Origin of the sequence: Ruegeria halocynthiae (genome assembly GCF_900106805.1) — a bacterium.
In the GTDB taxonomy this organism is placed as follows: Bacteria; Pseudomonadota; Alphaproteobacteria; order Rhodobacterales; family Rhodobacteraceae; genus Ruegeria; species Ruegeria halocynthiae.
This window is the reverse complement of the sequence record NZ_FNNP01000001.1, coordinates 24,173-47,493: the sequence shown is the minus strand read 5'-3', so window position 1 is coordinate 47,493 and position 23,321 is coordinate 24,173. Positions and strand designations below refer to the sequence as shown.

Here is a 23,321-nt window from a genome sequence, read left to right as displayed (position 1 = left end):
ATCCCGTGCCTCTTATGCGAGGGGGGGCGCAAGGGCAAGGGCGCAAAGACGACGCGGCGGTGCTTTACTTTGGTCGCGCGTGGTGTAAGCGTGCGGTCAACATCTTATTCCAAGAGGATTTCCATGTTTCGCTTTGCCCTTGCCCTTACCCTGATTTCAACCGCTGCCAATGCGCAGGTCGCTACGCTATCAGGAACGGATGGCCAGAACTCTTTGGGTACGGTCCCCTGTGCCGCACTTGCGGGCGAACCGTTAGACAGTTGCCCCGCGGAACTGCGCAAGCGCGAAGACGGCACGGCAACGCTGGCCGTGCAACTGAACACGGGCGAAGTGCGCCGCGTCTATTTCACCAAAGGCGTGCCGGATTCCAGCAGCTCGACCTCGAAACTGACTTATGAGACGCGCGGCGATATCATGGTGATCTTCATTGAACCCGGCGAGGTCTACGAAATCCCCAAGGCGGCCCTGAACACTCAGTAAGGGTGCGCACGACCATCCCAGGTTTCAAAACACCCGGTCGTGTCCAATGACAGAGCCTCAAATCGTTCAATCAAGCCCTGCGCGGCCTGATCGACGGTGATCTCCGCCGTTGTTCCGCCCATATCGGTCTGCACCCAGCCCGGGTGATAGATACCAACCGCGATACCATCAGCCCGCAGATCCGTTGCCAGATTGCGCCCCAGGTTCAGCGCCGCCGCCTTCGACGCCCGGTAGATATAGCTGCCGCCGGGTGCGCGGGTATGCGACGCCATCTGAGATGAGACGATCGCAACTCTGCCCCGCGCGGCACGCAGGTTCGGTAGCAGAGACTGAACCGTCAGAAAGACACCGGTCACGTTGGTGGCAAAGCTCTGCGCCCACATCGCGGTCGGATAGCCGCTGATGTCATGACCTTTGTCGAGATAGACGCCTGCATTGCAGATCAGCAGATCAACCGGACGGCCCTGCAATTTCCTGGCCATCGCTGCGTGTTGCGCCGGATCCGTGACATCCAGCATGATTTCCGCGCTGCCATCGCGCGCCGTTCCCGTTACCTCATGACCTGCGGCCCGGTACTGATCTGAAATCGTTTTTCCGATCCCCCGGTTGACGCCGGTGATTACGACATGCATCGGTCAGTTAGTCTTGCGGCTGGGAACAAACGGCAGTGGTGCCACCGGCACACCATCTTCGACCAGCGACCGCGCCTCTTCGGGCTTGGCTTCGCCGTAAATCGCGCGCTCAGGCGCATCGCCCAGATGGATTTTACGCGCCTCGCTGGCGAAATCCTTACCAACATAGTCCGAGTTCTCTTCGACCTTGCGGCGCAGTTCGCCAATGACATCTTCGATCTCGGGCGACTGCGTAGTCATGCTGATCTGATCCGCAGATGCCTGCGCTGGCACGGCCTCGGCCACCGCCTTGCGCGCAGGCCGGACCCGAGGTGTCATGACCGCCTTTTCCACATGATCGCAACCGCAGATCGCACAGGTTACCATCCCGGCCGTCGACAGTTTGTCGAACGCGGCTGCGGATTGAAACCAACTATCAAAGCTGTGGCCTTTGCTGCATTTCAGTGCGTATTGAATCATATCAAGTCCAGAATCTGGTTGCCGAATAGATACCGAGCAAGATGGCAAGATCAAGTCTTGATCTTGGCCCACTATTGCCTTTGAAGCCCGAATCCAGCCAATAACGCACCGAGATCTGGCGATGACACTTTCGACGACGCCACTTGGGGCGAAACCCATTTGCGCCTGCGTTCACCCGCTTCGGGAAAATGCGCGACCATGCGCTGCACATGCAGCGGAAACACATCGACCAGACATAACGCCGACGCCTTGCCGGGGCGGTTTTTGACATAGGCAAACCGCCCGAGACTATCGGTACCGCACGGCCCCAGAACACCGGCTTCTTCCCAAGCTTCGCGAGCGGCTGATTCAGATGGAGTCAGCCCGTTGATCAACCAACCCTTGGGAATGATCCAGCGCCGCGCCCGGCGGGTGGTGACCAACAAAATCTCGGGTCCGCCCTTGCTGGTGCGATAGCACAAAGCGGCGGATTGGGCGTATACTGGAAGCGCCCCGGAAAGGGACATACTCTGTGCCGAAAGCCCGGCCTCTGCCACGCTTCTGCGCCCGTCAAACACGGTTCATACCTAACTGCTCGCTCCGCTTATGTTGCGGTTTATAAAGCGAGATTTATCACATCATGCGGAATTTTCCAAGCCCTACGACAAAGACCCCATCCGCCCGGACAGGCGCCGCACCAGTTCGTCATGAGGAATATCGGCATCAATCGCCAGCCGACGCAGCCCAAAATGCACCTGTGCAATTTGCTGATAGTAGCGGATGTAGACAAAGTTCGTTCCACCCCCGGCAAGTGCGCCGAGCAGCGGTACAGATTGCGCCGCCAGCTTCTGGCCCAATACAACCGACAGACGCGGTGCAACCACTGCGATCAGGCGTTGCATGGTTGGCCCCGTCAGGGTCAGGCGCATCGAGAAGAATCCCAGATCGGCCCCGTCGTCATCTGCCAGCGGTCCGGCGGCAGAGAGCACCCGGATCGAGTCGAATTTCACGTTCTCAGCCGTCGGATCAAACCCCTCCCGCGCTGCGGCACCTTGAATGGCGCGCAGCATCATGGCGGTGGTCGCGGGCAATTCTACCAGCGCTGTGGACACTCCGCCCAGGCCCCCGGCTGCCCCCATGGCGGTGGTCAACGCCGTATTGACCCATGGTTTTTGGTCCGGCACCGCGCGGCGCGTACTTTCGGCGGCATACATGGCCACCCAAAGCGCATGTTCAGTCGCTTCGGTCAGGCCTTCTCGCACCGGTTTTGGCAGTTGATCCAGCAAGGATTCCGCGGAGCCACCCAGCTTGTTCAGCAGATTCACCCCCGCGCCGCCCGCCGAGTTGTAGAGCTGCGCCAGCCGATCAAGTTCGGCCTCGGGATCGAGTTTTTCGACAAGAACAACGTCCTGCATTTGTGCCCTCCTGTCTTTAAAACATCGGCACTTTGCGACGGGTTTTCAATGGGTCAGCGCGTCCAACGCGTGACAAGCCCCTGAATTCCGGTCCAAACACCAGGGGTCAGTTCCAAGCCCAGAATACGGTCAGGGTTGGTTGGGGGCGGCATTTCAACCCCCGACAGCGGAACGAAACCGAACCGCGCGTAATAGGGCGCGTCGCCAACAAGCATGACGCGCTTCCAGCCTTTGGTGCGCCCGGCCTCGACCCCATGATGGATCAGATAACGGCCCAGCCCTTCGCCCTGATGGGTCGGATGCACGGCGACAGGGCCCAATAATAGCGCGTCATGATCGCCCACATGCACCGGCCAGAACCGAATAGCACCGGCCAGTATGCCCTGCCCATCGCGCGCGACCAATGACAACCCGGCAACGGGTGGCACGTCATCGCGCAGGCGATAGGAAGAAAGCGCCTCGCGCCCAGGGGCAAAGCAAAGGTCATAAAGCGCCTCGACCTCCCACCAGTCCTCCGACTCTTCCGGCCTGATCCCGAATTGCTGCACGCACGTCCTCTTTTACTTGCTGGAAATCGCCCTAGCACTTCGGTACGCCTTGGGCAAACGCTTGGAGTCCAAATGTTCTATCGCCCTGAAGACGGCCATGGCCTGCCGCACAACCCGTTCAATGCCATCATCACGCCGCGACCAATCGGCTGGATTTCAACGCGAGATGCAGAGGGGGTCAACAACCTGGCCCCCTATTCCTTTTTCAACGGCGTCGCCTACACACCGCCTCAGGTAATGTTTGCCACAACCGGCACGAAACACGATCAGGATGGCGGCAAGGACAGCATCGCCAATATCGAAACAACCGGGGTGTTCTGCGTCAACGTGGTAGCCCATGCCCACCGCGACGCAATGAATGCCAGTTCAGAAGGCCTGGGAAAGCACATCGACGAATTTGATCATGCTGGCCTGAATCCGATTGAATGCGAGACAATAAATTGCGCAAGGGTCTCAGGGGCGCCCGCAGCGTTGGAATGTCGGCTAACCCAGATCGTGACACTTCCAGGTGAAGCCAATCGGGTAGTGTTCGGAGAGGTCACCGGCGTACATTTGCACGACGATCACATCCGCGACGGCAAGTTTGACGTGACCTCGTTCAACCCTCTCGCGCGGCTGGGTTACCGGGACTACTCAGTGGTGACCGAGTTGTTCTCACTCAATCGTCCTGACGATTAATAGGTTAGAAATGGGGGCTCTGCCCCCGCCGCCCTTCGGGTGACTCCCCCGAGGTATTTTGGCCAGATGAAGCGGTGGACCCGGATCTATTTCTGGTCGAGATCACGACGGAGCGCACGGCAGAGCCTGGTAAAGGTATCGTCAATGCCCGCCCAGAATTCCGGTTCGGACCGAGTAATCCACGGCCAGTTCGTAATCGGGGTCATCGTCGCTGTCGACCATCAGGTGGCCCGCTTTGTTCAGAAGCTTATGACAGTCACGGCTCAGGTGTCGCAGCATGACGCGCTTGCCGGCAGCCTCGTACTTGCCGGCAATATTCTCGATGGCTTGCAGCGCGGATTGGTCCACCACGCGGCTGGCCGCAAAGTCAATGATGACGGTTTCAGAGTCATTTGACACGTCGAACAGTTCCACGAACCCTTCGGACGACCCAAAGAACAGCGGGCCTTGTATTTCGTAGACCTTTGCGCCCTCTTCCGTTTCTGATTCACGCGTGACCGCGTGGATGCGTTTGGCGTTGTTCCAGGCGTATGCCAATGCCGAGACGATCACGCCGACCACAACGGCCACCGCGAGGTCTTCCATCACTGTCACTGCTGTAACCAGCACGATGACGAACGCATCCGTCATAGGTACTTTGCGCAGGATATTCAGCGAGTTCCAGGCGAAGGTACCAATCACCACCATGAACATCACACCCACCAGCGCCGCCAGCGGAATCTGTTCTATCAGCGCTGGAATCGAAACGGTACCGAATGGCGTGTCGAAATCGAGAACAATGAACACCAGCAAGAACAGGGCAGCCGCGATCCCGGCAATTCGGGTCCGACCGCCGGATTTCACGTTGATCATTGACTGACCGATCATTGCGCACCCGCCCATACCGCCAAAAAACCCAGTGGTCACATTGGCGACGCCTTGCGCGATACATTCCTGCGAGGCCCCACCGCGTTTACCGGTGATTTCGCCTACAAGGTTGAGGGTCAACAGAGATTCAATCAAGCCAATAGCAGCCAGTATGCCAGCATAGGGCAGAATGATCGTGAAGGTTTCCCAGTTTAACGGCACCATTGGGATGTGGAAGGTGGGCAGCCCGCCCTCAATCGAAGCCAGATCACCAACGCGCGGTACGTTCAGACCAAAGCCAATGACCAGCGCCGCGACAACGACGATCCCGGCCAGTGGGGCGGGAATAATCCGTGTGACACGCGGCATGACCCAGATCACAGCCATGGTCAGTGCGACCAGACCCAGCATCGTATAAAGCTGCATACCCGAAAGCCATTCACCCCCGCTCATGCCGTGGCCGGTGTTTTCCATGGTTCCGGGAACCTTGAACTGACCCATCTGGGCCAGAAAGATCACAATCGCAAGCCCGTTCACAAAGCCCAGCATTACCGGATGCGGTACAAGTCGAATGAAACGGCCCCAGTGCATTGCACCCGCGATAATCTGCATGATCCCCATCAAAACAACCGTCGCGAACAGGTATTCGACCCCGTGTTGCGCGACCAGAGCGACCATCACCACGGCCAACGCCCCGGTTGCACCCGAAATCATGCCTGGACGCCCCCCGATCAGCGCAGTGATCAGACCAACCAGAAACGCAGCATAGAGCCCGACCAGCGGATGCACCCCTGCGACAAAGGCAAATGCCACAGCTTCGGGCACCAGCGCCAAGGCAACAGTGAGACCTGACAGCAACTCGATCCGCAGACGCGTAAAGGTCAACCCTTCATCCGGGACCCAACGAAGATCGGGTCTAGCTATACGATTGGCAAAGCTTGCCAGCATGGCTCGGGGCATGGGATGGTCCTGACGGTCTGTTTTGTTCGCGCGAAAGGGGTCTTTTACTCGTCCTGCCTCGCCAGAGATACCGCGCTGGACGGGACCCTGATATGCGCAAGACGCATGGCTCTCAGGAAAAATACACAAACCGTTGAAGCCACTTGTCAAAAAGGGTCGCGGCCCGCAGAACTCATTCAACAGGAACTTTCAGCGGAGAGCGCACGTGACCCAAACTAAAATCGCCGTCATCGGAGGATCGGGCATTTATGACATTGACGGTCTGGAAAGTGCTGAATGGGTTACGGTGGAAACACCGTGGGGTGCGCCGTCGGATCAGATCCTGACCGGATCGCTGGACGGGGTGGGGATGGCGTTTCTGCCAAGACATGGGCGCGGTCACGTGCACTCGCCGACCGAAGTGCCCTATCGGGCCAATATCGACGCGCTGAAACGGCTCGGCGTTACGGATGTGATCTCGGTTTCCGCCTGCGGGTCGTTCCGCGAAAATATGGCGCCTGGCGATTTCGTGATCGTGGATCAGTTCATCGACCGAACCTTTGCCCGCGAGAAGAGTTTCTTCGGAACCGGATGTGTTGCCCATGTCAGCGTGGCACATCCCACCTGCCCGCGACTATCGGATGCATGTGAAACGGCTGGCAAAGCCGCTGGCATCACGGTTCACCGGGGCGGCACCTATCTGGCAATGGAAGGGCCGCAATTCTCATCATTGGCGGAATCCAAGATGTATCGCGAGCATTGGGGCTGTGACGTGATCGGCATGACCAATATGCCCGAGGCGAAGCTCGCCCGCGAGGCCGAGCTCTGCTATGCATCGGTCGCCATGGTTACCGACTATGACAGCTGGCACCCGGATCATGGAGAGGTGGACGTGACCTCCATCATCGCCACCTTGACAGGAAATGCCGAAAAGGGCCGGTCATTGGTCAAAGGCCTGCCTGCTCTGTTAGGGGCCGAGCGTGCGCCCTGCCCGCATGGCTGCGACCGGGCGTTGGAATTTGCCATTCTGACCGCGCCCGATAAGCGCGACCCGGCGTTGTTGGCAAAGCTGGACGCGGTGGCTGCTCGGGTGCTCTGAGATCAGTTTTTCTGTAGTTGCTGGTGCACGTCGTCCCACAATCCATACGACCAGAGGTCGTTGTGGGTGCCATTCGGGATCACATAAAGCTGCGCAGAGTCTGACATCTCGGCCAGCGCCTGACCGTGATGCAGGGGGATGGTTTGATCCTCGGTCCCGTGGAAGATTAGTGTCGGCACCGTGATGCGTTCGATCAGTTCGCGCGTAGCGAACTGATCTTTCATCAAGGCAGTGACCGGCAGAAACGGATAACGTTCCGCAGCGACATCCACGGTCGCGGTGAACGGGGCCTCAAGCACCAGAAGCTCTGCATCGGGGCGCTCGGCTGCAACAGCGGCCGCAATGCCGGTTCCAAGGCTCTGGCCGTGCAGAACAACGGTTTCACCTTCGCCAGATAGCTTGTCAAATAGCTGAACCCCGTCTGAGATCAGGGCCAGTTCCGAAGGCTCACCCTCGCTGCCCGGAAATCCGCGATAGCTGGGCGCAAGCAACCCGTAGCCCGAATTGAGGATCTCGCGCAGACGGTCGGCGCGATCCCCCAGATTGCCGCTTTGACCGTGAAAGAACAAAACAGTCGGCGCATCCGGGATTGCGGCGGGCGCGGACCAGGCCGTCAGAACCGCACCATCGGCCATCGGCAGAGACAGAACATCGACATCCGCCAGACCCACGCTGGCCGGATCGGGAAGTTCTCCATCGGGCTGATAAAGCAGGGATTGCTGGTTTAAAAACATGTAACCGACGATGCCCGCATAAATGACAGCTCCGGCCAACAGAAGGCCCACCAACACGCTTTTTGCGCGATCCATTGCGGTATGGATAGTATCCGCATCGGTATTGGCATGTTGGGTCTGAACCATCGGCCCCTCCTTGGGTTGATATGCAAGAGTGGGGGCTGCTGCGGGCGATTCAAGAAGCATTAGTCAAGCTTCATCCAATCTTAAACCTGTTGCCGCAAAGCCAGAACCCGTTGCTATTGAGATCGGCACCGGTTGAAAAGCCCGAATGCCCCGCCATGTTGATGCAAATTATTGATGAAAAGGCATACACTTAGCCAACTCACATAGAACTATGAGAGACCCTATGAAACGATTGGATGCGCTGGATGCTGCCCGTTTTTTAGCCTTTTGCGGCATGGTTTTGGTTAACTTCCGCATCGCGGCTGAGGTCGCACCGGGTACGGATTGGGCCTCTGTTTTGATCGGTTCACTCGAAGGGCGTGCGGCGGCTTTGTTTGTCGTACTCGCCGGGGTCGGTATTGGATTGTCACGCATCTCAGCCGGGTTGTTGCTGCGCCGCGCTGCTTTTTTGTTTGTGATCGGCCTAATCAACATGACCGTATTTGACGCCGACATCCTGCATTTTTACGCGCTGTATTTTGTCGTTGGGGTCGTGTTTCTGACAGCTTCTCGGCGCGGTCTGTGGCTGGGCGCGTTGGCGATCATTGTCCTTTCCGTAACCGCCAATCTGATCCTGAATTATGATCAGGGTTGGGATTGGGACGCGCTGGCTTATACCGACCTCTGGACCCTGCCCGGGTTTTTGCGCAACGCGTTGTTCAACGGCTGGCATCCGGTGTTCCCGTGGGCGGCATTTCTGCTGATCGGGATGGCGATTGGTCGATCCGGGCTTCATACACTTTGTGTTCAGCACCGGTTGATCATGTGGGGATTTGGTGCGGCGGTGCTGGCGCAGTTTCCACAGATGATGGCATCGGACCCGGAATTGGTGGCCTATCTGGGGACTGAATCCATTCCGCCGGGGCCATTTTATATCATGGCAGGAGCCGGCACGGCCAGCGTGGTGATTGGATTGCTGTTGAAGTTCTGGCCGACGATCGAGCGCATCCGAATGGCACCGTTTCTAACCGCACCCGGACGGCAGAGCCTGACGCTCTATGTGGCGCATATCCTGATCGGCATGGGCCTGCTAGAGGAGCTCGGGTTACTGGATGGATCACTGAACGCGCCGCAGATTGCGATGTACGCGTTGTCGTTCTGTGTTGCTTGTTCGCTGTGTGCGCTGCTTTGGTTCCGCAAGTTCAAACGCGGCCCGCTGGAGGCGATCATGCGACGCGTGACCGAAGGCGTAAAAGCTTGACCTTGCCGTCGTACCGGGGCTTGGTGTGGGAAACTCATCCGTAGGATTTCCCATGTCGCCTGAACTCTGGCTGGCCTTTGTAGCCGCATCCACCGCCCTGCTGCTGATCCCGGGGCCCACCGTTCTACTGGTGCTCAGTTACGCGCTGTCGAAAGGGCGCAGCGTCGCCGTCGCCTCGGCCACCGGGGTGGCCATGGGCGATCTGGTGGCCATGACGGCCTCGCTGTTGGGATTGGGCGCGCTGGTGTTGGCCTCGGCCACTCTGTTTTCGGTTCTGAAATGGGTGGGGGCGGCCTATCTGGTCTGGTTGGGCATCAAGCTGCTGCGCAGCGCACCCTCGAGCGGGTTGCAGGCGGTCGAGACCGGGCGTGACGTGACCGCCCGCAGTGTCTTTGGCCACGCCGCGGCCGTAACCGCATTGAACCCGAAATCCATCGCATTCTTCATCGCCTTTGTTCCGCAGTTTCTACGCCCTGCAGAACCGTTGGGCCCGCAATTTGCCATCCTGATCGCCACATTTGTGGGCCTCGCGTGGCTGAACGCACTGGCTTATGCGCTGCTCGCGGACAGGTTGCGCCAGATGATCGGTCGCCCGGGTGTCATCACGTCGATCACGCGGTTCGGAGGCCTGACCCTGATCGGGATGGGCGTCGCGACGGCAGTGCTGCGCCGTCCGGCGTGAATTCAGCTTTCAGCGTTTTCTTTCATGAAGCCCCGGATAAACCGGCGGATTTCACGTGCAGCAGATGTGTCGAGCTCTTTGCACAGCCCGACAAAAGCGTCTCGCTCATCCTTATCGAGGCGCAACACCAACTGGCTGTTTTTCTTTGTCGATATCTTTCCGTCTTTCCCAACCAAGCACTCCGCCCCCCGTTCAGACACCGGTTTCACCCGAAGATGCATCGTATATACATCGCATATAGATTGTAGATATCGCGCACATACCGAAAAACCGGGATAAGGGCAATGTACCCTGGTGGGTCACCGGCATTTGTTTTGCGCGCTCAGCGCATTTGGTGCAAACCGCACCTGTTGTGATGACCCGGCGCAATGCGTGGCCGCCGCAAGTCGCCGCAGGCAACAAACTTTCCTTGCATGACCGCCGCCGATGGGCCAAACACCCCCGGGTGTTCGATGCCAAAGGGGTGGCCTATGTCCAGAAACAAAACGGTCAAGGATTACATTCGGACCATCGTCGATTTCCCGCACGAGGGGATCATGTTCCGCGATGTGACCACTTTGTTCGCCGATCCGCGCGGGTTTCGCATGGCGATCGACCAGATGCTGCATCCTTACGCAGGTGAGCAGATCGATAAAGTCGTTGGCCTAGAAGCGCGCGGCTTCATTCTGGGCGGCGCCATCGCCCACCAACTGAGCGTTGGGTTCGTGCCTATCCGCAAGAAAGGCAAGCTGCCGGGCACCACGATCAGTCAAGACTACAAACTGGAATACGGCGAAGCCATAGTTGAAATCCATGATGATGCGATCCAGCCGGGTGAGAAGATTCTGGTCGTAGACGACCTGCTGGCCACCGGCGGCACCGCTGCGGCAGGGATCAAGCTGATCGAGCGCTTGGGCGGCGAAATCATATCCTGCTCTTTCATTATCGATCTGCCCGAACTGGGCGGGCGCAAGATGCTGGAAGATATGGACATGGATGTGCACGTGCTGTGCGAGTTCGAAGGCCTCTGAACGTCCTGCCCGATCACAAAACCATGATTGGACTTTTGTAATGCGCGAGGCTTAGCGCGGTTGACTGGTCTGTCAATGGCAGGTTTCGTTCAATCTCAGTGATCTTTTTGCGATGCACTCCCGTACTCCTGTTGATGCCACTTCAGGCATTCTCAACAAGGGAAATCACGTCATGTTTCGCAAATTCGCTGTTACTGGAGTTGCAAGTTTTCTGTTGACCACCTCTGCCCTGGCCGATGGGCACGCCAAGGATATCGTCGACACTGCTGTCGGCGCGGGGAGTTTTGAAACACTCGTCGCGGCCGTCCAGGCCGCCGAATTGGTCGACACCCTGAAAGGCGAAGGACCGTTCACCGTTTTTGCACCCACGGATGAGGCTTTCGCAGCTCTGCCCGAGGGCACTGTCGAAAACCTGCTGAAACCGGAAAACAAGGATCAGCTGGTCGCGATCCTGACCTATCACGTGGTGCCGGGCAAAGTGATGTCGGGCGATCTGACTGATGACATGACCGCAGCGACAGTGCAGGGTGGCGATATCACAATCGATCTGGACAATGGCGTGATGGTCAATGATGCCAATGTCGTTCAGGCCGATATCGAGGCCGAGAACGGAGTGATCCACGTGATCGACAAGGTTATTCTGCCTGCATCGTAACGCAACGGCGCGATCCGGATTCTGACCGGGTTGCGTCTAACGTGCCAGCACCGCTCCGGGGTTCATGATCCCCTGCGGGTCGAGCGCTGCCTTGATGGCGCGCATCGCCTGCAATCTGACCGGATCGCCATAACGCTCGATATCGCCCGTTTTGAGCCGACCGACACCATGTTCAGCGCTGACCGATCCGCCGAATTCGTGCACTAGATCATGTACGGCGCGTTTGACTGCCCCTCTCTGGCCTACAAACTCTGCCTTGTCCCGGCCCTTGGGCGGAAATACGTTGTAGTGCAGGTTCCCATCACCCAGATGGCCAAAGCAGTTCACCCGAAACGGCCCCTGCGCGGCGACCACATCCGTCCCCCGCCGAATGAATTCGGGAATACGGGAAATCGGGACCGAGATATCATGACTTGAGACCGACCCGATCAGCCGGTTCGCCTCGGGAATGTTTTCCCTTACGGTCCAGAGCTCGGACCTCTGCGCTTCACTCTGAGCGATGATCGCGTCACTGACTAGGCCGCGTTCTTCGGCGGCAACATAAATCGCCCCCATCATGTCCGACGGGTCCTGCCGCTCTGAAAGGCCTAACTCGATCAGGACGCTCCACTTTGGCGGGTTGGGGAAGGATTGCCGTACCTCAGGCAATACTTCGGTCAGGAATTGCAGGCCCTGCCCATGGATCAGTTCAAATGCGCTGACCGCCTCGCCAGCCTGATCCCGCGCCAAAGACAACAGATCAATGGCGGCTTCTGGTGAGGCGACCTGGAACATCGCCGTACCCACCGATTTCGGCCTTGGGAACAACTTCAAGGCCGCTGCTGTTATAATCCCCAGCGTCCCTTCGGACCCGATCATGAGATTTCGCAGGTCATACCCGGTATTGTCTTTGCGCAAGCGGCTGAGCCCATGCCAGATCTTACCGTCGGGTAGTACTACCTCAAGCCCCAGACACAGATCGCGCGCATTGCCATAGCGCAGCACATTCACGCCACCCGCATTGGTGGCCAGATTGCCCCCGATCCGGCAGGAGCCCTGCGCCGCCAGAGACAGCGGAAACAGCCGGCCAGCGCCCTCGGCCGCGGCCTGTACATCGGCCAGAATGGCACCGGCTTCGGCCACAAGAATGTTCTCGGTCGGGTAAACGGCGCGGATCGCCGCCATCCGTTCCAGCGATATGATCAGCGGTGCAGGGCCATCCGGCACAACCTGCCCACCCACCAGTCCGGTGCCGCCACCGTAAGGAACAACCGGCACACAGGCTTCCGCAGCCATTCGCACCAGCGCCGAAACCTCTTCCGCATCGCGCGGCAACGCCAGCACCCCGGGTTGCCCCACGAACCGCTGGCGCGGCTCTTCCAGATACCGTTCAGCAATCGGTCGCAGAACATCATCGCCCAGCTGGGCACTTATCGTTTTGGCAAAGCGGTCATCGGCAGGATTCAATGTCATATCCCTTCCCTGCCAAAGGCCACGGTCAGCGACAAGCCCTATTCCTGCTCAATCAGGTATTGAGGCTCCAACACCACGACCGTCGGTCGATCCGGCAATGTCCGCAGTGAGACGACGAGTTCTGATTTTCCATCCCGTTCAACCAGAAACTCATCTCGGATATCGACCAGAAACCGCTCAAGCGAGAAGTCTGAAAACCAGTGCATCGGAATGATGATCGAACTTTTCAACCGTTTCAAAACCTCGATCATCTCGGGCAGCGGCATGGTCGTTCCGCCATCTACTGGCGCCATGACCACATCAAGACGACCCAGTGCGGCGAATTGTTCGTCCGACGGGATGTGATGCAGATGCCCCAGATGGCCGATGCACAACCCTTCTACCTCGAACACAAAAATCGAATTGCCGCGCTCTTCTACCCCACCATAGACCGAGCGAATATCGGTCGGCACGTTGCGCACCAGCATCTCGCCCAGATCGAGATGGTGCTCGATGCCTTCTCCGAACTCGCCCCAGCCCGGCAGCACATGTGGAATCGCTGGATCAGGATGAGCGGTCCAGTGGGTGCTGTGGGCATGATTCATAGTCACGATGTCTGGGATCACCGCAGCGCTGCCGACAAAGCCGGTAAAATCGGTCACCGCATTCAGCCCGCCCCGTGTCTGGATCAGAAACGACGCATGGGCGATATAGCTGATCCTGGCTGAAAACTCTGGAACCGGGTCCTGCCATGCCGTCCTGTGGAAATATTCAATCCCCGGTGCGGCATCCGCAATGGCGATGCAATGGCTCGGCCTCCGCTCCTGCGCCACGGCCTCGCCAGCGATCAACATCAGTCCCGCAATAATCCACCGCATAACGCAAGTGTAGCGTGGAATGCCGCCAAGTCATGTTCTTTGATCATATATATCCAAAGAGAATGAAACCGATGCCCGGTTTGGTGTGGCATCCTTGTTCATCTGGTCAAATAAAACCGGAGAGGCGCCGCTTGCCCCGGTGGGGGCAGAACTCCCTACCCCGCATCCGTCTTGCCACGTCGGTCAGATCGCAGGCTGGCAAACAGAACATGCGTCCGCCAACGTCCGTTGATCTGCAAATAGGATTGCGCCACGCCTTCGTACTTGAATCCAGAGCTCTCCAACAACCCACGCGAGGCCTCGTTTTCCGGCAAACAGGCGGCCTCGATCCGGCTCAAATCAAGCCGGGTAAAGGCGTGATGAACCACCGCGCCAATCGCTTCGCGCATGAAGCCCTGACGCGCAAAGGACTGTCCGGTCCAATATCCCAGTGTTCCGGCCTGTGCCGGTCCACGGCGGATATTATCCAGCGTGATGGCCCCCAGCAGGACGTTATCCGTACGGCGAAACAGAAATAGCGGAATCGCCGTACCACCGGCAACCGATCGCTGCGCCCAGTAGACCCGGTTGGTGAAGGACTTGCGGCTTAAGTGATCCTTGGCCCAGATCGGCTCCCATGGGGTCAGGTAGTCTCTTGAGGCCCGACGCAAAGCGGCCCAATCGTTGAAATCGGAATGCACGGGCGGGCGCAGGCTCAGGCGCTCGGTTTCGAGTTTCAGCTTGCGTCTGCCCAACAGCATCACGCCGCACGCCTCTCCTGCAGCTCGGCCAGCGTGGGCGCGCCCGAAACCGGCCCATAAAGCGCCAGCGCGGCCGGAGCCTGCACCGCCATGCTTTCAGCAAAAGCGCGTACCTCTTCGGTGCTGACCGCATCGATTTTGGCAACCGTATCCTCAAGCGAAGGCACACTGCCCCAGATTTGCACCAGACGCGCCAGACGTTCCGCACGGTTCGAGGGGCTTTCCAGCCCCATCAGCATCCCGGCCTTCATCTGCGCGCGGGCACGGGCGACTTCTTCTGCACTCATGTCCTCGGCAGCGCGCTTCATTTCATCAATTGTAATCGTGGCAAGCTCCGCGACCTGATCGGCTGAGGTGCCTGCGTAGATCGTGGTCGTACCGGTATCGGCATAGGCCCCGGTCTGGGCAAAGATCGTATAGCAAAGCCCGCGCGTCTCGCGCACCTCCTGAAACAGGCGCGAGGACATGCCCCCACCCAGCGCTGTCGAATAGATCTGCGCGGTATAGATCGCATCATCACGGTAACCCGGACTTTCCATTGCCAGCGCAAAATGAGCCTGTTCCAGCTCTTTTTCCTGCCGCGCCTCACCGCCGGTAAATCGCGCCGCTTCGGGGATCAGACCTTTGCGCGGTTGCAGATGGCCAAACATCTCTTCGGCTAGTTTCATCAACGCATCGTGATCCACAGCACCCGCCGCAGACAGGATCATCTGTTCCGGCCCGTAATGTTCGGTCACAAAGCCCGACAAATCCTCGCGTGAGAACGCGCTGACTCGCTCAGTTGGGCCCAGAATGGTCCGGCCCAGCGGCTGATCGTGATAGCTCTGCTCTTGCAACCAGTCAAAGATTACATCGTCGGGCGTGTCATAGGCTTGACCGATCTCTTGCAGGATCACTCCACGCTCGACCTCGATCTCGCGCGGATCAAAGACGGGGTACAGAACGATGTCGCCGATGACATCCATCGCCAGCGCCACGTCATCCTTGAGGACGCGCGCGTAATAAGCCGTCACCTCGCGCGAGGTATAGGCGTTGATGTATCCGCCCACATCCTCGATTGCCTCAGCGATTTGCAGCGCGGAACGCCGCTCGGTTCCCTTGAACGCCATATGCTCAAGGAAATGCGCAATGCCGTTCTGTTCGATCCGCTCATGCCGCCCGCCGGCGGTCACCCAGATGCCGATGGCCGCAGATTGCAGCCCCGGCATGTGTTCACTGACGATACGAAAGCCGTTCTTCAGTTGGTCTTGTCTGACAGTCACTCAGCAATATGCCTTCTGATATGATCCTCAAGGGTGCCCAAATCGTTGGCAATGCGGGTCACCCGTTCCGGACGTTCATACAGATCAGACATGCGGGATGGAAGAGGCGGATGTTCGCCGCTTGCTTTCTCGACCGCTGCCGGAAATTTCGCCGGATGCGCGGTGGCCAAAGTGATCATCGGCACATCTGCTGCACGATACTCTTCGGCGACCTTGATGCCAACGGCCGTGTGCGGGCAAACCAGTTCCACGTTGCGGGCCAACGTGTGCTTGATCGTCTCTAGCGTCTCGTCCTCGGACACGCGGCCCGAATCGAAGCTCTCGCGCAGGGCTTCCATCGCGCCCTGACTGACATTGAAGCCACCATTCCCGAGCTCGTCCATCAACTGAGCGACGGCACTGCCATCCTCGCCATAGGCGTAGTACAGCGCACGTTCAAAGTTCGAGCTGACCTGAATATCCATCGACGGGCTGATCGACGGGATCGTATCACCTTTGAAATACCCCTCACCCGACAGGCAGCGATGCAGGATGTCATTCTGATTGGTCGCCACCACCAGCCGGTCGATGGGCAATCCCATACGTTTGGCCAGGTAGCCCGCGAAGATGTCGCCGAAGTTACCAGTTGGCACGGTAAAACTGATCTTGCGATGCGGCGCGCCAAGGCTGACGGCGGCCGAGAAGTAATAGACGATCTGTGCCAGAACCCGGGCAAAGTTGATCGAGTTCACCCCGGCCAGTTTCACGCCGTCGCGGAACTCGAAATCGTTGAACATATCCTTCAGCACGGCCTGACAATCGTCGAAATCTCCGTCAACGGCCAAGGCATGCACATTGCTGTGCGCAGGCGTGGTCATCTGGCGGCGCTGCACCTCGGATACGCGACCATGCGGGTACAGGATGAATACATCCACCGCATCCAATCCACGAAACGCCTCGATCGCGGCGGAACCGGTGTCGCCGCTGGTTGCACCCACGATGGTCACGCGGTCGCCGCGCCGTTTCAAGGCCACCTGGAACAGCTGACCGATCAGCTGCATGGCAAAGTCCTTAAAGGCCAGCGTCGGACCGTGAAACAGTTCCAGCAGGAAGTGGTTTTCGTTCAGTTGTTTCAGGGGCGCTCGGGCATCGTGACCAAACCCTTCATAGGCCCGGGCGATGATCGCCTTGAACTCATCCTCGGCAAACGAGCCGCTGACATAGGGCCACATCACGCGGAACGCGATTTCCTCATAAGACAGACCGGCCAGAGCGGCGATTTCGTCCTGCGACATCACCGGGATTTCAGCGGGCAAGTACAGGCCGCCGTCGCGGGCCAGCCCGGTCAGCATGGCCTCTTCAAAACTCAGTTCCGGCGCTTGGCCACGGGTCGAGACATATTTCATTGCTCTTCACTCTCAGAAGGGGCGCGACTGCGCCACAGGAAGTATCCGGTCATCGCGGCCCAGACCAGAGCCAGACCAAACCATGTGATTGCATATTGCAAGTGATCGTTCGGGATGCCCGCCGTGTCCACGGGCAGAGGTGTCACGCCCGGGTCGGTCTTGGATCGGGCTATCAGCAGCACGGGTTCGGCCCCCAACGCTGCCGCCAAGTTTGGCACATCACGGGCGAACCAGATGTTGGCGTCGATATCCGGCTCAGGCGTGTAGCTGTCAATCTCATCCGGCCAGTGCAGATTGCCGGTGACCTCCATCGGGCCGATCAGACGTTTGGCCCCCTTGGCAGTCGTCGGAACAAAGCCACGATCCACCAAAATGGTACGGTCTTCGGTGCTGAAGGACTGAATGATCCGATACCCGGCACCAACTTGCTTGACCGAGACCAGAACGTGGATTTCCCCAGGCTCCATCTCTCCTGCTAGCGTGACAGGAAGATACTTGTGATCTACATCCGCCACAGTCTCGGGCAGGTCCACCGGATCAGCTGCGACACGCGTTTCGATCTCGGCCAGAATACCCTGTTTCCAAACCAGCCGCTGCATCTGCCAGATTCCCAGCGATACCAGCACGCCCAGACCGGTGAGGCCGAAGATCAACAGGAATAGGATGCGGTGCATATAGGGTGCCGTTGGATGTTGCTTCAGGATGTTAGGACCGGCGCCTTGTTAAGGGCTGCGCAGGCGCAATTGCAACCGCGCAATTGTATCGGGCGCAATCTTGCGCCCTGATCGAGAAAAAGCCGCCCTTTGGGGCGGCTTTTGCAATTGGATCACCTGATCGGCGTCACATCAGCGGGGCTTGGCCCCAGATGTAGACGGCGAAAAACAGGAACAGCCAAACAACGTCAACAAAGTGCCAGTACCAGGCTGCGGCCTCAAAACCCACATGCTTCTCGGGCGTGAAATCGCCTTTGAGTGCGCGGATCAGGCAAACCGACAGGAAAATGGTCCCGATGATGACGTGGAAACCGTGGAAACCGGTGGCCATGAAGAAGTTCGAATAGAACTGGTCATCCCCGAATTTCCAGCCCTCGTGGGCCAGCAGCTCGTAATACTCAAAGCCCTGCAGCGCAGTAAACGCAATGCCCAGCGCGATACCGATAGCCAGACCGTTAATCAGCGCCTTCCGGTCATTGTTATGCACCAGTGCGTGGTGCGCCCAGGTGATCGCGCAGCCCGATAGCAACAAAACGAGAGTGTTGATCAGCGGCAGATGGAACGGATCAACTGCATGGATATCCGGCTGAATGTATTCCGTACCGGCATAGTCGTACATCGGGTACATGCGATGTTTGAAGAACGACCAGAACCAGGCAAAGAAGAACATCACTTCGGACATCACGAACAGGATAAATCCGTAGCGCAGGCCGATACGCACAACCGGCGTATGGTCACCCTGGCGGCTTTCGACCACCACCTCGGACCACCAGGCGAACATGGTATACAGAACGCCGATCAGGCCCATCCAAAAGATCCACGGGGTGACCCCGTGCATCCATAGAACAGCTCCGAACAGCATCACAAACCCACTGACAGCGCCGATCAGCGGCCAGATCGAGGGGTTCAGAATGTGGTAGTCATGGTCTTTAGCGTGTGCCATCAGCGTCCCTCACCTACAGGCGTTAGTTCTTGTTTGTATCAGCCTGCACATCAAGGGCGGCATAGCCCTCGGGCAGGTCAATTTCGTAGAATGTATACGACAGAGTGATCGTATGCACATACTTGGCTTCCAGATCTTCGATCATCTCGGGATCGACGAAGAAAGTGACCGGCATCTCAACGCGCTCACCTGGTTGCAGAACCTGTTCTTCAAAGCAGAAACAGGCGATCTTTTCAAAGTACCCCCCGGCCGAGTAAGGCGTCACGTTGTATGACGCTTGCCCGGCAATTGGCTTGTCGGTCGGGTTATATGCCTCATAGAAGGCCAGACCGGTCTCGCCAATGCGGATTTCCATCTCGCGTTCGACCGGTTTGAACTCCCACGGCATGTCTTTCGCCTTGGAGGCGTCAAAGCGCACAGTGATAGTGCGATCCAGAATCTCGTCAGGCGCGACATCTGCCACGCCGGTGGTCCCACCAAATCCGGTGACGCGGCAGAACCAGTCATAAAACGGCACGGACGCCCAGGCCAGGCTGCCCATCAGGACAACCACGCCAACCGTTTGCGCAACGGTTTTCTGAGGTCCCGTCAGCGCCATCAGTTCTGCACCTCTTGCGGTGCCATGTTGAAATCGGTGCCCGAGACCTTAACGATCGTCAGCCCGAAAATGATCACGATGAACGCAGCCAGCGTCAGGCCTACGCCCAGATTGCGGCTGAAACGGCGCTGATGCAGTTCGTGGCTTTTGCGCAGGCTCATGACCAGCCCCCCAGCCCGTAGGGCTTCAGCAGGGCCTCAGCCAAGATCGCCCCGAAATGCAAGAAGAGATAAAGCAGCGACAGCTTGAAGAATCTGCGCTCAACCTTGAAGTTGTCGGTTTCTGCATCGTCTTCATTCCGACGAGAGATTTGCCAAGCGCCCCGCAGGAACAAGGCGTTCAACACCAGAGCTACAACCAGATAGATCGGGCCGCCGATATCTGAGAACGCAGTGCCGACTGCCAGAATCGCCAGAAGCGCGGTATAGACCAGAATATGCCAGCGCGTCGCGCGGCGTCCGTGGGTGACAGTCAGCATGGGTACGCCCGCATCGTCGTAATCCGTCCGCATGAACAGCGCTAGCGCCCAGAAATGTGGAGGGGTCCACATGAAGGTCAGGGCGAACATCAACCATGGCTCCAGCGTCATCGAACCTGTGGCCGCGACCCAGCCGATGACCGGCGGGAATGCCCCAGCTGCGCCACCGATGACGATGTTCTGCGGCGTCGAGCGCTTCAGCCACATTGTATAGACGGCGACATAGAAGAAGATGGTGAAAGCAAGAAACGCACCAGCGAACCAGTTGGTCGCCAGACCCAGCATGATCACGGACAGGCCGGATAGGGCCAGACCCAGCGCCAGCGCTTCGCCTTCTTCAACTTTGCCGGAAGGGATCGGACGCCCCTTGGTGCGCTTCATCACGCGGTCGATGTCCGCGTCCCACCACATATTCAGCGCGCCGGATGCCCCGCCGCCGATTGCGATGAACAGGATGGCGCAGAATCCAACAAACGGATGCACCGGAACCGGCGCAGCAAGCAGTCCGACCAAAGCCGTGAACACGACCAAAGACATCACACGCGGCTTCAGCAGGGCAAAGTAATCGCCAAAGCTGGCCTCGTCCGCACGGGCATGTGCGGCTACGGTGCTGGCGTTGAAGCTTGCGTCGCTCATGTTTGGTCCTTTTGGGGCAAAAGCTGCGCGTAAGCCGCGCAGCCTGCATGTGTTTACCTAGGCCGCGAAGGGCTTAGTTCGAAGCCACCTGATAGGAAACAGGCTGACCCGCATATTCCTCAAGCGCGCCTTGCAGCCACTGCTCATAAGCCGCTTCGCTGACCACTTTGACGGTGATCGGCATATAGGCATGATCCTTACCGCATAGTTCCGAGCACTGACCAAAATAGATGCCTTCCTTGTCAGCTTGGAACCATAGCTCGGCCAAACGCCCCGGCACACCGTCCTGCTTCACGCCGAACGAAGGAATCGTCCATGAGTGGATCACGTCCGAGGCGGTGACCTGCATGACAACGATCTTGCCAACCGGAACAACGACTGCCGTGTCCGTAGCCAACAGCCATTCATCTTCGCTGTAGCCCGCATCGGTCAGCTTGGCGCGCATCGCATCATCCAGAACAAATGGCGTCACATCTGCATCCGCAGGGCGCGCGCCCTCATCCAGAGTGGCCGGGTGACCCAGCAAATAGCTGTCGAAGGCGAAATCATGATCGACATATTCGTAGGTCCAATACCACTGGTTCCCCACGACTTTGATGGTGATATCACCTTCGGGGATTTCCTGTTGCTTGAACAGAACCGGCAGCGAGAACGCCCCGATAAAAACCAGAACCAGGATCGGTCCCAACGTCCATGCGATCTCAACCGGAGTATAATGCGAGAATCGTGCAGGTTTGGGATTAACGCGCTGATTGTAGCGCACGATGCAATAGAGCAGCAGACCCGCAACAAACAAACAGATCACGGTGATGATCACCAAAATCATACTATCCAGTCGCTGAATTCCCTCGGCAAGGCCGGTCGCCGCAGGTTGGAACCCCATGCCACCAGCGACCGGCTTGCCAATAATCTCAAGCTCCTGAGCCATAGCGGGAAGGCTGGAGAGGGCCGTTGCAAGCCCGGAAAGCATCAAAGCATTCTTCATTTTCTGTCCTGATCGTTTGATCTTTGCTTCTCTCGCGAAAAGGTGTGAATCGGTCGCACCTCTCCCGTTGTCTTTGGCCGCGTTAAAAACCATATTCCTTCGGGTAGATAAAGCAAAATGCTTGCGTCAAACAGACGCTATTTTTGATCTGGATCAAACCCGAAAGGTCACAACCGATGACTCAGGCCCCGTTTCGCCCTTTTGAAAGCACTCTCCCGAAGGATGAGGCGCTTGCTGTGTTGCAGTCCGCAACCGATGGCGCCGAGGATGGAGAGCTGTTCGTGGAACGGCGGAAATCCGAGTCTCTGGTCTTCGATGACGGGCGTTTGCGCACGGCCTCTTATGATGCGTCCGAGGGATTCGGCTTGCGCGCGGTGCAGGGCGAGGTCGCCGGATACGCGCACTCGACGGATGTTTCGATTCCCTCCCTGAAACGGGCGGCTGAAACGGCACGGTTGGCCGTTGGCGATGGTGGTGGATCCTTGGCAGGGGCACCACAGGCAACCAACACGCGCCTTTATACCGATGAAGACCCGATCGAATCCGCCAGCTTTCCCGTCAAGATCGAAACCTTGCGCGAAATCGACGCTTTTACCCGAGATCTGGATCCCCGGGTTGTGCAGGTCAGCGCCACCATTGCAGCAACAGTGCAGGAAGTTGAAATTCTGCGCCCGGATGGCATTCAGGTGCGCGATGTCCGCCCGATGACCCGATTGAACATCTCGGTCATAGTCGACCAGAATGGCAGGCGCGAAAGCGGATCGGCCGGCGGTGGCGGTCGTGTTGGACTGGATGGTCTGATTGATCCCTCTGACTGGCAAGCAAAGGCCCGCGAAGCACTGCGGATTGCGTTGGTCAATCTGGACGCCATCCCTGCCCCCGCAGGCGTGATGGAGGTCGCGCTAGGCCCCGGCTGGCCCGGTATTCTGCTGCACGAAGCCATAGGCCACGGGCTGGAAGGTGATTTCAATCGCAAAGGCAGTTCCGCCTTTGCCGGACTGATGGGGCAACAAATCGCCTCAAAAGGCGTGACGGTGGTTGATGATGGCACGATTGCGGACCGGCGCGGCTCAATTTCGGTGGATGACGAAGGCACGCCAAGTTCTCGCACGGTTCTGATCGAGGATGGCGTCCTCACCGGCTATATGCAGGATCGTCAGAACGCACGATTGATGGGTGTTGCCCCCACCGGAAACGGGCGACGACAGAGCTATGCGCATAAACCGATGCCGCGTATGACCAACACGATCATGTTGGGCGGTGATGCCGATCCGGCTTCGCTGGTGGCAGACATCAAGGATGGCATCTGGGCCGTCGGATTTGGCGGTGGTCAAGTGGACATCACCAACGGCAAGTTTGTTTTCTCTTGCACCGAAGCCTACCGGGTAGAAAACGGCAAGATCGGCGCACCGGTCAAAGGAGCAACGCTGATCGGTGACGGCCCATCAGCCCTGAAACACATTCGCGGGTTGGGTAATGACATGGCCCTTGATCCCGGCATGGGCACTTGCGGAAAAGACGGGCAATGGGTGCCGGTGGGGGTCGGTCAGCCCACTGTTCTGATGGATGGGCTAACGATAGGAGGCTCGGCAGCCTGAGTCGAAATCAGGGCTGCGCCTGGGGGTTCAGGGTTAATCTCTGAGCCCTTTCAAAAAACTAAACGTGACCCGCGACGGGGTGGGACCAGGAAAATTCGTACGAGTTTTCTCTTTTTTTCTGCAGGATAGCGCTGCATTTGATGAGATATTCC

At 58.3% G+C, this 23,321-nt stretch carries 27 protein-coding genes; 8 read left to right on the top strand and 19 right to left on the bottom strand.

The features are described 5' to 3' along the window. Positions 1 to 123 precede the first annotated feature (123 nt). Positions 124 to 480 carry a hypothetical protein gene (locus BLU89_RS00250; RefSeq protein WP_074733509.1) on the top strand — a complete coding sequence of 119 codons (357 nt, stop codon included), beginning with the start codon at positions 124 to 126 and terminating at the stop codon, positions 478 to 480. Here the strand turns inward: BLU89_RS00250 and BLU89_RS00245 are convergent. The 5 genes from BLU89_RS00245 to BLU89_RS00225 form a co-directional block, all read right to left on the bottom strand. Further along, positions 474 to 1,112, bottom strand: a complete 639-nt coding sequence (locus BLU89_RS00245; RefSeq protein WP_074733507.1) for an SDR family NAD(P)-dependent oxidoreductase — start codon at positions 1,110 to 1,112, stop codon at positions 474 to 476. The genes BLU89_RS00250 and BLU89_RS00245 overlap by 7 nt on opposite strands. A gap of 3 nt (positions 1,113 to 1,115) precedes the next feature. Beyond that, complete coding sequence (locus BLU89_RS00240; RefSeq protein ID WP_074733505.1) at positions 1,116 to 1,571, bottom strand: DUF1178 family protein; 456 nt, start codon at positions 1,569 to 1,571, stop codon at positions 1,116 to 1,118. A gap of 71 nt (positions 1,572 to 1,642) precedes the next feature. Beyond that, complete coding sequence (locus BLU89_RS00235) at positions 1,643 to 2,077, bottom strand: NUDIX hydrolase (RefSeq protein WP_074733503.1); 435 nt, start codon at positions 2,075 to 2,077, stop codon at positions 1,643 to 1,645. Positions 2,078 to 2,209: 132 nt separating this feature from the next. Beyond that, positions 2,210 to 2,965, bottom strand: a complete 756-nt coding sequence (locus BLU89_RS00230) for an EcsC family protein (RefSeq protein WP_074733501.1) — start codon at positions 2,963 to 2,965, stop codon at positions 2,210 to 2,212. 53 nt (positions 2,966 to 3,018) lie between these two features. Next, positions 3,019 to 3,513, bottom strand: a complete 495-nt coding sequence (locus BLU89_RS00225) for a GNAT family N-acetyltransferase (RefSeq protein WP_074733499.1) — start codon at positions 3,511 to 3,513, stop codon at positions 3,019 to 3,021. A gap of 72 nt (positions 3,514 to 3,585) precedes the next feature. On the opposite strand from BLU89_RS00225, the gene BLU89_RS00220 reads away from it, so the two are divergent. Beyond that, positions 3,586 to 4,191, top strand: coding sequence for a flavin reductase family protein (locus tag BLU89_RS00220; protein WP_074733497.1), 606 nt, complete (start codon positions 3,586 to 3,588; stop codon positions 4,189 to 4,191). Positions 4,192 to 4,332: 141 nt separating this feature from the next. On the opposite strand, the gene BLU89_RS00215 is transcribed toward BLU89_RS00220, so the two are convergent. Further along, positions 4,333 to 5,997: a SulP family inorganic anion transporter gene (locus BLU89_RS00215; protein ID WP_074733495.1), complete on the bottom strand. Its 1,665-nt coding sequence runs from the start codon at positions 5,995 to 5,997 to the stop codon at positions 4,333 to 4,335. Positions 5,998 to 6,202: 205 nt separating this feature from the next. Here BLU89_RS00215 and BLU89_RS00210 point away from each other — a divergent pair, with 205 nt between their 5' ends. Continuing rightward, positions 6,203 to 7,075 carry an S-methyl-5'-thioadenosine phosphorylase gene (locus BLU89_RS00210; protein WP_074733493.1) on the top strand — a complete coding sequence of 291 codons (873 nt, stop codon included), beginning with the start codon at positions 6,203 to 6,205 and terminating at the stop codon, positions 7,073 to 7,075. Between the two features lie 2 nt (positions 7,076 to 7,077). Here the strand turns inward: BLU89_RS00210 and BLU89_RS00205 are convergent, their stop codons facing one another. Further along, on the bottom strand, positions 7,078 to 7,935 hold the full coding sequence (locus BLU89_RS00205) for an alpha/beta hydrolase (protein ID WP_074736234.1): 858 nt from the start codon (positions 7,933 to 7,935) through the stop codon (positions 7,078 to 7,080). A 223-nt stretch (positions 7,936 to 8,158) separates the two neighbouring features. Between BLU89_RS00205 and BLU89_RS00200 the strand changes: the two genes are divergently transcribed. Next, entirely contained in the window at positions 8,159 to 9,175 is a 1,017-nt protein-coding gene (locus tag BLU89_RS00200) for a DUF418 domain-containing protein (protein ID WP_083347653.1), read from the top strand. Between the two features lie 52 nt (positions 9,176 to 9,227). Further along, entirely contained in the window at positions 9,228 to 9,857 is a 630-nt protein-coding gene (locus tag BLU89_RS00195; protein ID WP_074733489.1) for a LysE family translocator, read from the top strand. Between the two features lie 2 nt (positions 9,858 to 9,859). On the opposite strand, the gene BLU89_RS21465 is transcribed toward BLU89_RS00195, so the two are convergent. Beyond that, a complete protein-coding gene (locus BLU89_RS21465) occupies positions 9,860 to 10,033 on the bottom strand; it encodes a hypothetical protein (protein ID WP_176797639.1) in 174 nt (57 codons plus the stop codon). Between the two features lie 294 nt (positions 10,034 to 10,327). On the opposite strand from BLU89_RS21465, the gene BLU89_RS00185 reads away from it, so the two are divergent. Next, positions 10,328 to 10,867, top strand: coding sequence for an adenine phosphoribosyltransferase (locus BLU89_RS00185; protein WP_074736232.1), 540 nt, complete (start codon positions 10,328 to 10,330; stop codon positions 10,865 to 10,867). Between the two features lie 172 nt (positions 10,868 to 11,039). After that, complete coding sequence (locus tag BLU89_RS00180; protein WP_074733486.1) at positions 11,040 to 11,522, top strand: fasciclin domain-containing protein; 483 nt, start codon at positions 11,040 to 11,042, stop codon at positions 11,520 to 11,522. Positions 11,523 to 11,558: 36 nt separating this feature from the next. Here the strand turns inward: BLU89_RS00180 and BLU89_RS00175 are convergent, their stop codons facing one another. The 11 genes from BLU89_RS00175 to coxB all read right to left on the bottom strand — a co-directional run bounded on the left by BLU89_RS00175 (position 11,559) and on the right by coxB (position 21,571). After that, positions 11,559 to 12,974: an FAD-binding oxidoreductase gene (locus BLU89_RS00175; protein ID WP_074733484.1), complete on the bottom strand. Its 1,416-nt coding sequence runs from the start codon at positions 12,972 to 12,974 to the stop codon at positions 11,559 to 11,561. A gap of 38 nt (positions 12,975 to 13,012) precedes the next feature. Further along, on the bottom strand, positions 13,013 to 13,831 hold the full coding sequence (locus BLU89_RS00170; protein WP_074733482.1) for an MBL fold metallo-hydrolase: 819 nt from the start codon (positions 13,829 to 13,831) through the stop codon (positions 13,013 to 13,015). A 155-nt stretch (positions 13,832 to 13,986) separates the two neighbouring features. Beyond that, positions 13,987 to 14,571 carry a GNAT family N-acetyltransferase gene (locus tag BLU89_RS00165; RefSeq protein ID WP_074733480.1) on the bottom strand — a complete coding sequence of 195 codons (585 nt, stop codon included), beginning with the start codon at positions 14,569 to 14,571 and terminating at the stop codon, positions 13,987 to 13,989. Beyond that, complete coding sequence (locus BLU89_RS00160; protein ID WP_074733478.1) at positions 14,571 to 15,833, bottom strand: M16 family metallopeptidase; 1,263 nt, start codon at positions 15,831 to 15,833, stop codon at positions 14,571 to 14,573. Before BLU89_RS00160 ends, BLU89_RS00165 begins: the two co-directional genes overlap by 1 nt. After that, on the bottom strand, positions 15,830 to 17,218 hold the full coding sequence (thrC, locus tag BLU89_RS00155) for a threonine synthase (protein WP_074733477.1): 1,389 nt from the start codon (positions 17,216 to 17,218) through the stop codon (positions 15,830 to 15,832). The genes BLU89_RS00160 and thrC overlap by 4 nt, the downstream gene beginning before the upstream one ends. After that, positions 17,215 to 17,892, bottom strand: a complete 678-nt coding sequence (locus BLU89_RS00150; protein WP_074733475.1) for an SURF1 family protein — start codon at positions 17,890 to 17,892, stop codon at positions 17,215 to 17,217. The genes thrC and BLU89_RS00150 overlap by 4 nt, the downstream gene beginning before the upstream one ends. A gap of 166 nt (positions 17,893 to 18,058) precedes the next feature. Next, positions 18,059 to 18,874, bottom strand: coding sequence for a cytochrome c oxidase subunit 3 (locus tag BLU89_RS00145; protein WP_074733473.1), 816 nt, complete (start codon positions 18,872 to 18,874; stop codon positions 18,059 to 18,061). Positions 18,875 to 18,896: 22 nt separating this feature from the next. Next, positions 18,897 to 19,472, bottom strand: coding sequence for a cytochrome c oxidase assembly protein (locus tag BLU89_RS00140; RefSeq protein ID WP_074733472.1), 576 nt, complete (start codon positions 19,470 to 19,472; stop codon positions 18,897 to 18,899). Further along, on the bottom strand, positions 19,472 to 19,633 hold the full coding sequence (locus BLU89_RS21460; RefSeq protein ID WP_010441671.1) for a hypothetical protein: 162 nt from the start codon (positions 19,631 to 19,633) through the stop codon (positions 19,472 to 19,474). Before BLU89_RS21460 ends, BLU89_RS00140 begins: the two co-directional genes overlap by 1 nt. Further along, a complete protein-coding gene (gene cyoE / locus BLU89_RS00135) occupies positions 19,630 to 20,586 on the bottom strand; it encodes a heme o synthase (protein WP_074733470.1) in 957 nt (318 codons plus the stop codon). Before cyoE ends, BLU89_RS21460 begins: the two co-directional genes overlap by 4 nt. 73 nt (positions 20,587 to 20,659) lie before the next feature. After that, positions 20,660 to 21,571 carry a cytochrome c oxidase subunit II gene (gene coxB / locus BLU89_RS00130; RefSeq protein ID WP_074736230.1) on the bottom strand — a complete coding sequence of 304 codons (912 nt, stop codon included), beginning with the start codon at positions 21,569 to 21,571 and terminating at the stop codon, positions 20,660 to 20,662. A gap of 176 nt (positions 21,572 to 21,747) precedes the next feature. Here coxB and tldD point away from each other — a divergent pair, with 176 nt between their 5' ends. Next, a complete protein-coding gene (gene tldD, locus BLU89_RS00125; protein ID WP_074736229.1) occupies positions 21,748 to 23,169 on the top strand; it encodes a metalloprotease TldD in 1,422 nt (473 codons plus the stop codon). The last annotated feature ends 152 nt before the right edge of the window (positions 23,170 to 23,321 follow it).

Bases quoted from the DNA above. Each gene is read 5' to 3' on its own strand.
- BLU89_RS00200 (WP_083347653.1), top strand. From the start codon at position 8,159: ATGAAACGATTGGATGCGCTGGATGCTGCCCGTTTTTTAGCCTTTTGC.
- BLU89_RS00185 (WP_074736232.1), top strand. From the start codon at position 10,328: ATGTCCAGAAACAAAACGGTCAAGGATTACATTCGGACCATCGTCGAT.
- BLU89_RS00215 (WP_074733495.1), bottom strand. From the start codon at position 5,997: ATGCCCCGAGCCATGCTGGCAAGCTTTGCCAATCGTATAGCTAGACCC.
- BLU89_RS00165 (WP_074733480.1), bottom strand. From the start codon at position 14,571: ATGCTGTTGGGCAGACGCAAGCTGAAACTCGAAACCGAGCGCCTGAGC.
- tldD (WP_074736229.1), top strand. From the start codon at position 21,748: ATGACTCAGGCCCCGTTTCGCCCTTTTGAAAGCACTCTCCCGAAGGAT.
- BLU89_RS00175 (WP_074733484.1), bottom strand. From the start codon at position 12,974: ATGACATTGAATCCTGCCGATGACCGCTTTGCCAAAACGATAAGTGCC.
- BLU89_RS00220 (WP_074733497.1), top strand. From the start codon at position 3,586: ATGTTCTATCGCCCTGAAGACGGCCATGGCCTGCCGCACAACCCGTTC.
- BLU89_RS00235 (WP_074733503.1), bottom strand. From the start codon at position 2,077: ATGTCCCTTTCCGGGGCGCTTCCAGTATACGCCCAATCCGCCGCTTTG.
- BLU89_RS00170 (WP_074733482.1), bottom strand. From the start codon at position 13,831: ATGCGGTGGATTATTGCGGGACTGATGTTGATCGCTGGCGAGGCCGTG.
- coxB (WP_074736230.1), bottom strand. From the start codon at position 21,571: ATGAAGAATGCTTTGATGCTTTCCGGGCTTGCAACGGCCCTCTCCAGC.
- BLU89_RS00240 (WP_074733505.1), bottom strand. From the start codon at position 1,571: ATGATTCAATACGCACTGAAATGCAGCAAAGGCCACAGCTTTGATAGT.
- BLU89_RS21460 (WP_010441671.1), bottom strand. From the start codon at position 19,633: ATGAGCCTGCGCAAAAGCCACGAACTGCATCAGCGCCGTTTCAGCCGC.
- BLU89_RS00230 (WP_074733501.1), bottom strand. From the start codon at position 2,965: ATGCAGGACGTTGTTCTTGTCGAAAAACTCGATCCCGAGGCCGAACTT.
- BLU89_RS00245 (WP_074733507.1), bottom strand. From the start codon at position 1,112: ATGCATGTCGTAATCACCGGCGTCAACCGGGGGATCGGAAAAACGATT.
- BLU89_RS00140 (WP_074733472.1), bottom strand. From the start codon at position 19,472: ATGGCGCTGACGGGACCTCAGAAAACCGTTGCGCAAACGGTTGGCGTG.
- BLU89_RS00145 (WP_074733473.1), bottom strand. From the start codon at position 18,874: ATGGCACACGCTAAAGACCATGACTACCACATTCTGAACCCCTCGATC.
- BLU89_RS00250 (WP_074733509.1), top strand. From the start codon at position 124: ATGTTTCGCTTTGCCCTTGCCCTTACCCTGATTTCAACCGCTGCCAAT.
- BLU89_RS00150 (WP_074733475.1), bottom strand. From the start codon at position 17,892: ATGCACCGCATCCTATTCCTGTTGATCTTCGGCCTCACCGGTCTGGGC.
- cyoE (WP_074733470.1), bottom strand. From the start codon at position 20,586: ATGAGCGACGCAAGCTTCAACGCCAGCACCGTAGCCGCACATGCCCGT.
- thrC (WP_074733477.1), bottom strand. From the start codon at position 17,218: ATGAAATATGTCTCGACCCGTGGCCAAGCGCCGGAACTGAGTTTTGAA.
- BLU89_RS00180 (WP_074733486.1), top strand. From the start codon at position 11,040: ATGTTTCGCAAATTCGCTGTTACTGGAGTTGCAAGTTTTCTGTTGACC.
- BLU89_RS00205 (WP_074736234.1), bottom strand. From the start codon at position 7,935: ATGGTTCAGACCCAACATGCCAATACCGATGCGGATACTATCCATACC.
- BLU89_RS00195 (WP_074733489.1), top strand. From the start codon at position 9,228: ATGTCGCCTGAACTCTGGCTGGCCTTTGTAGCCGCATCCACCGCCCTG.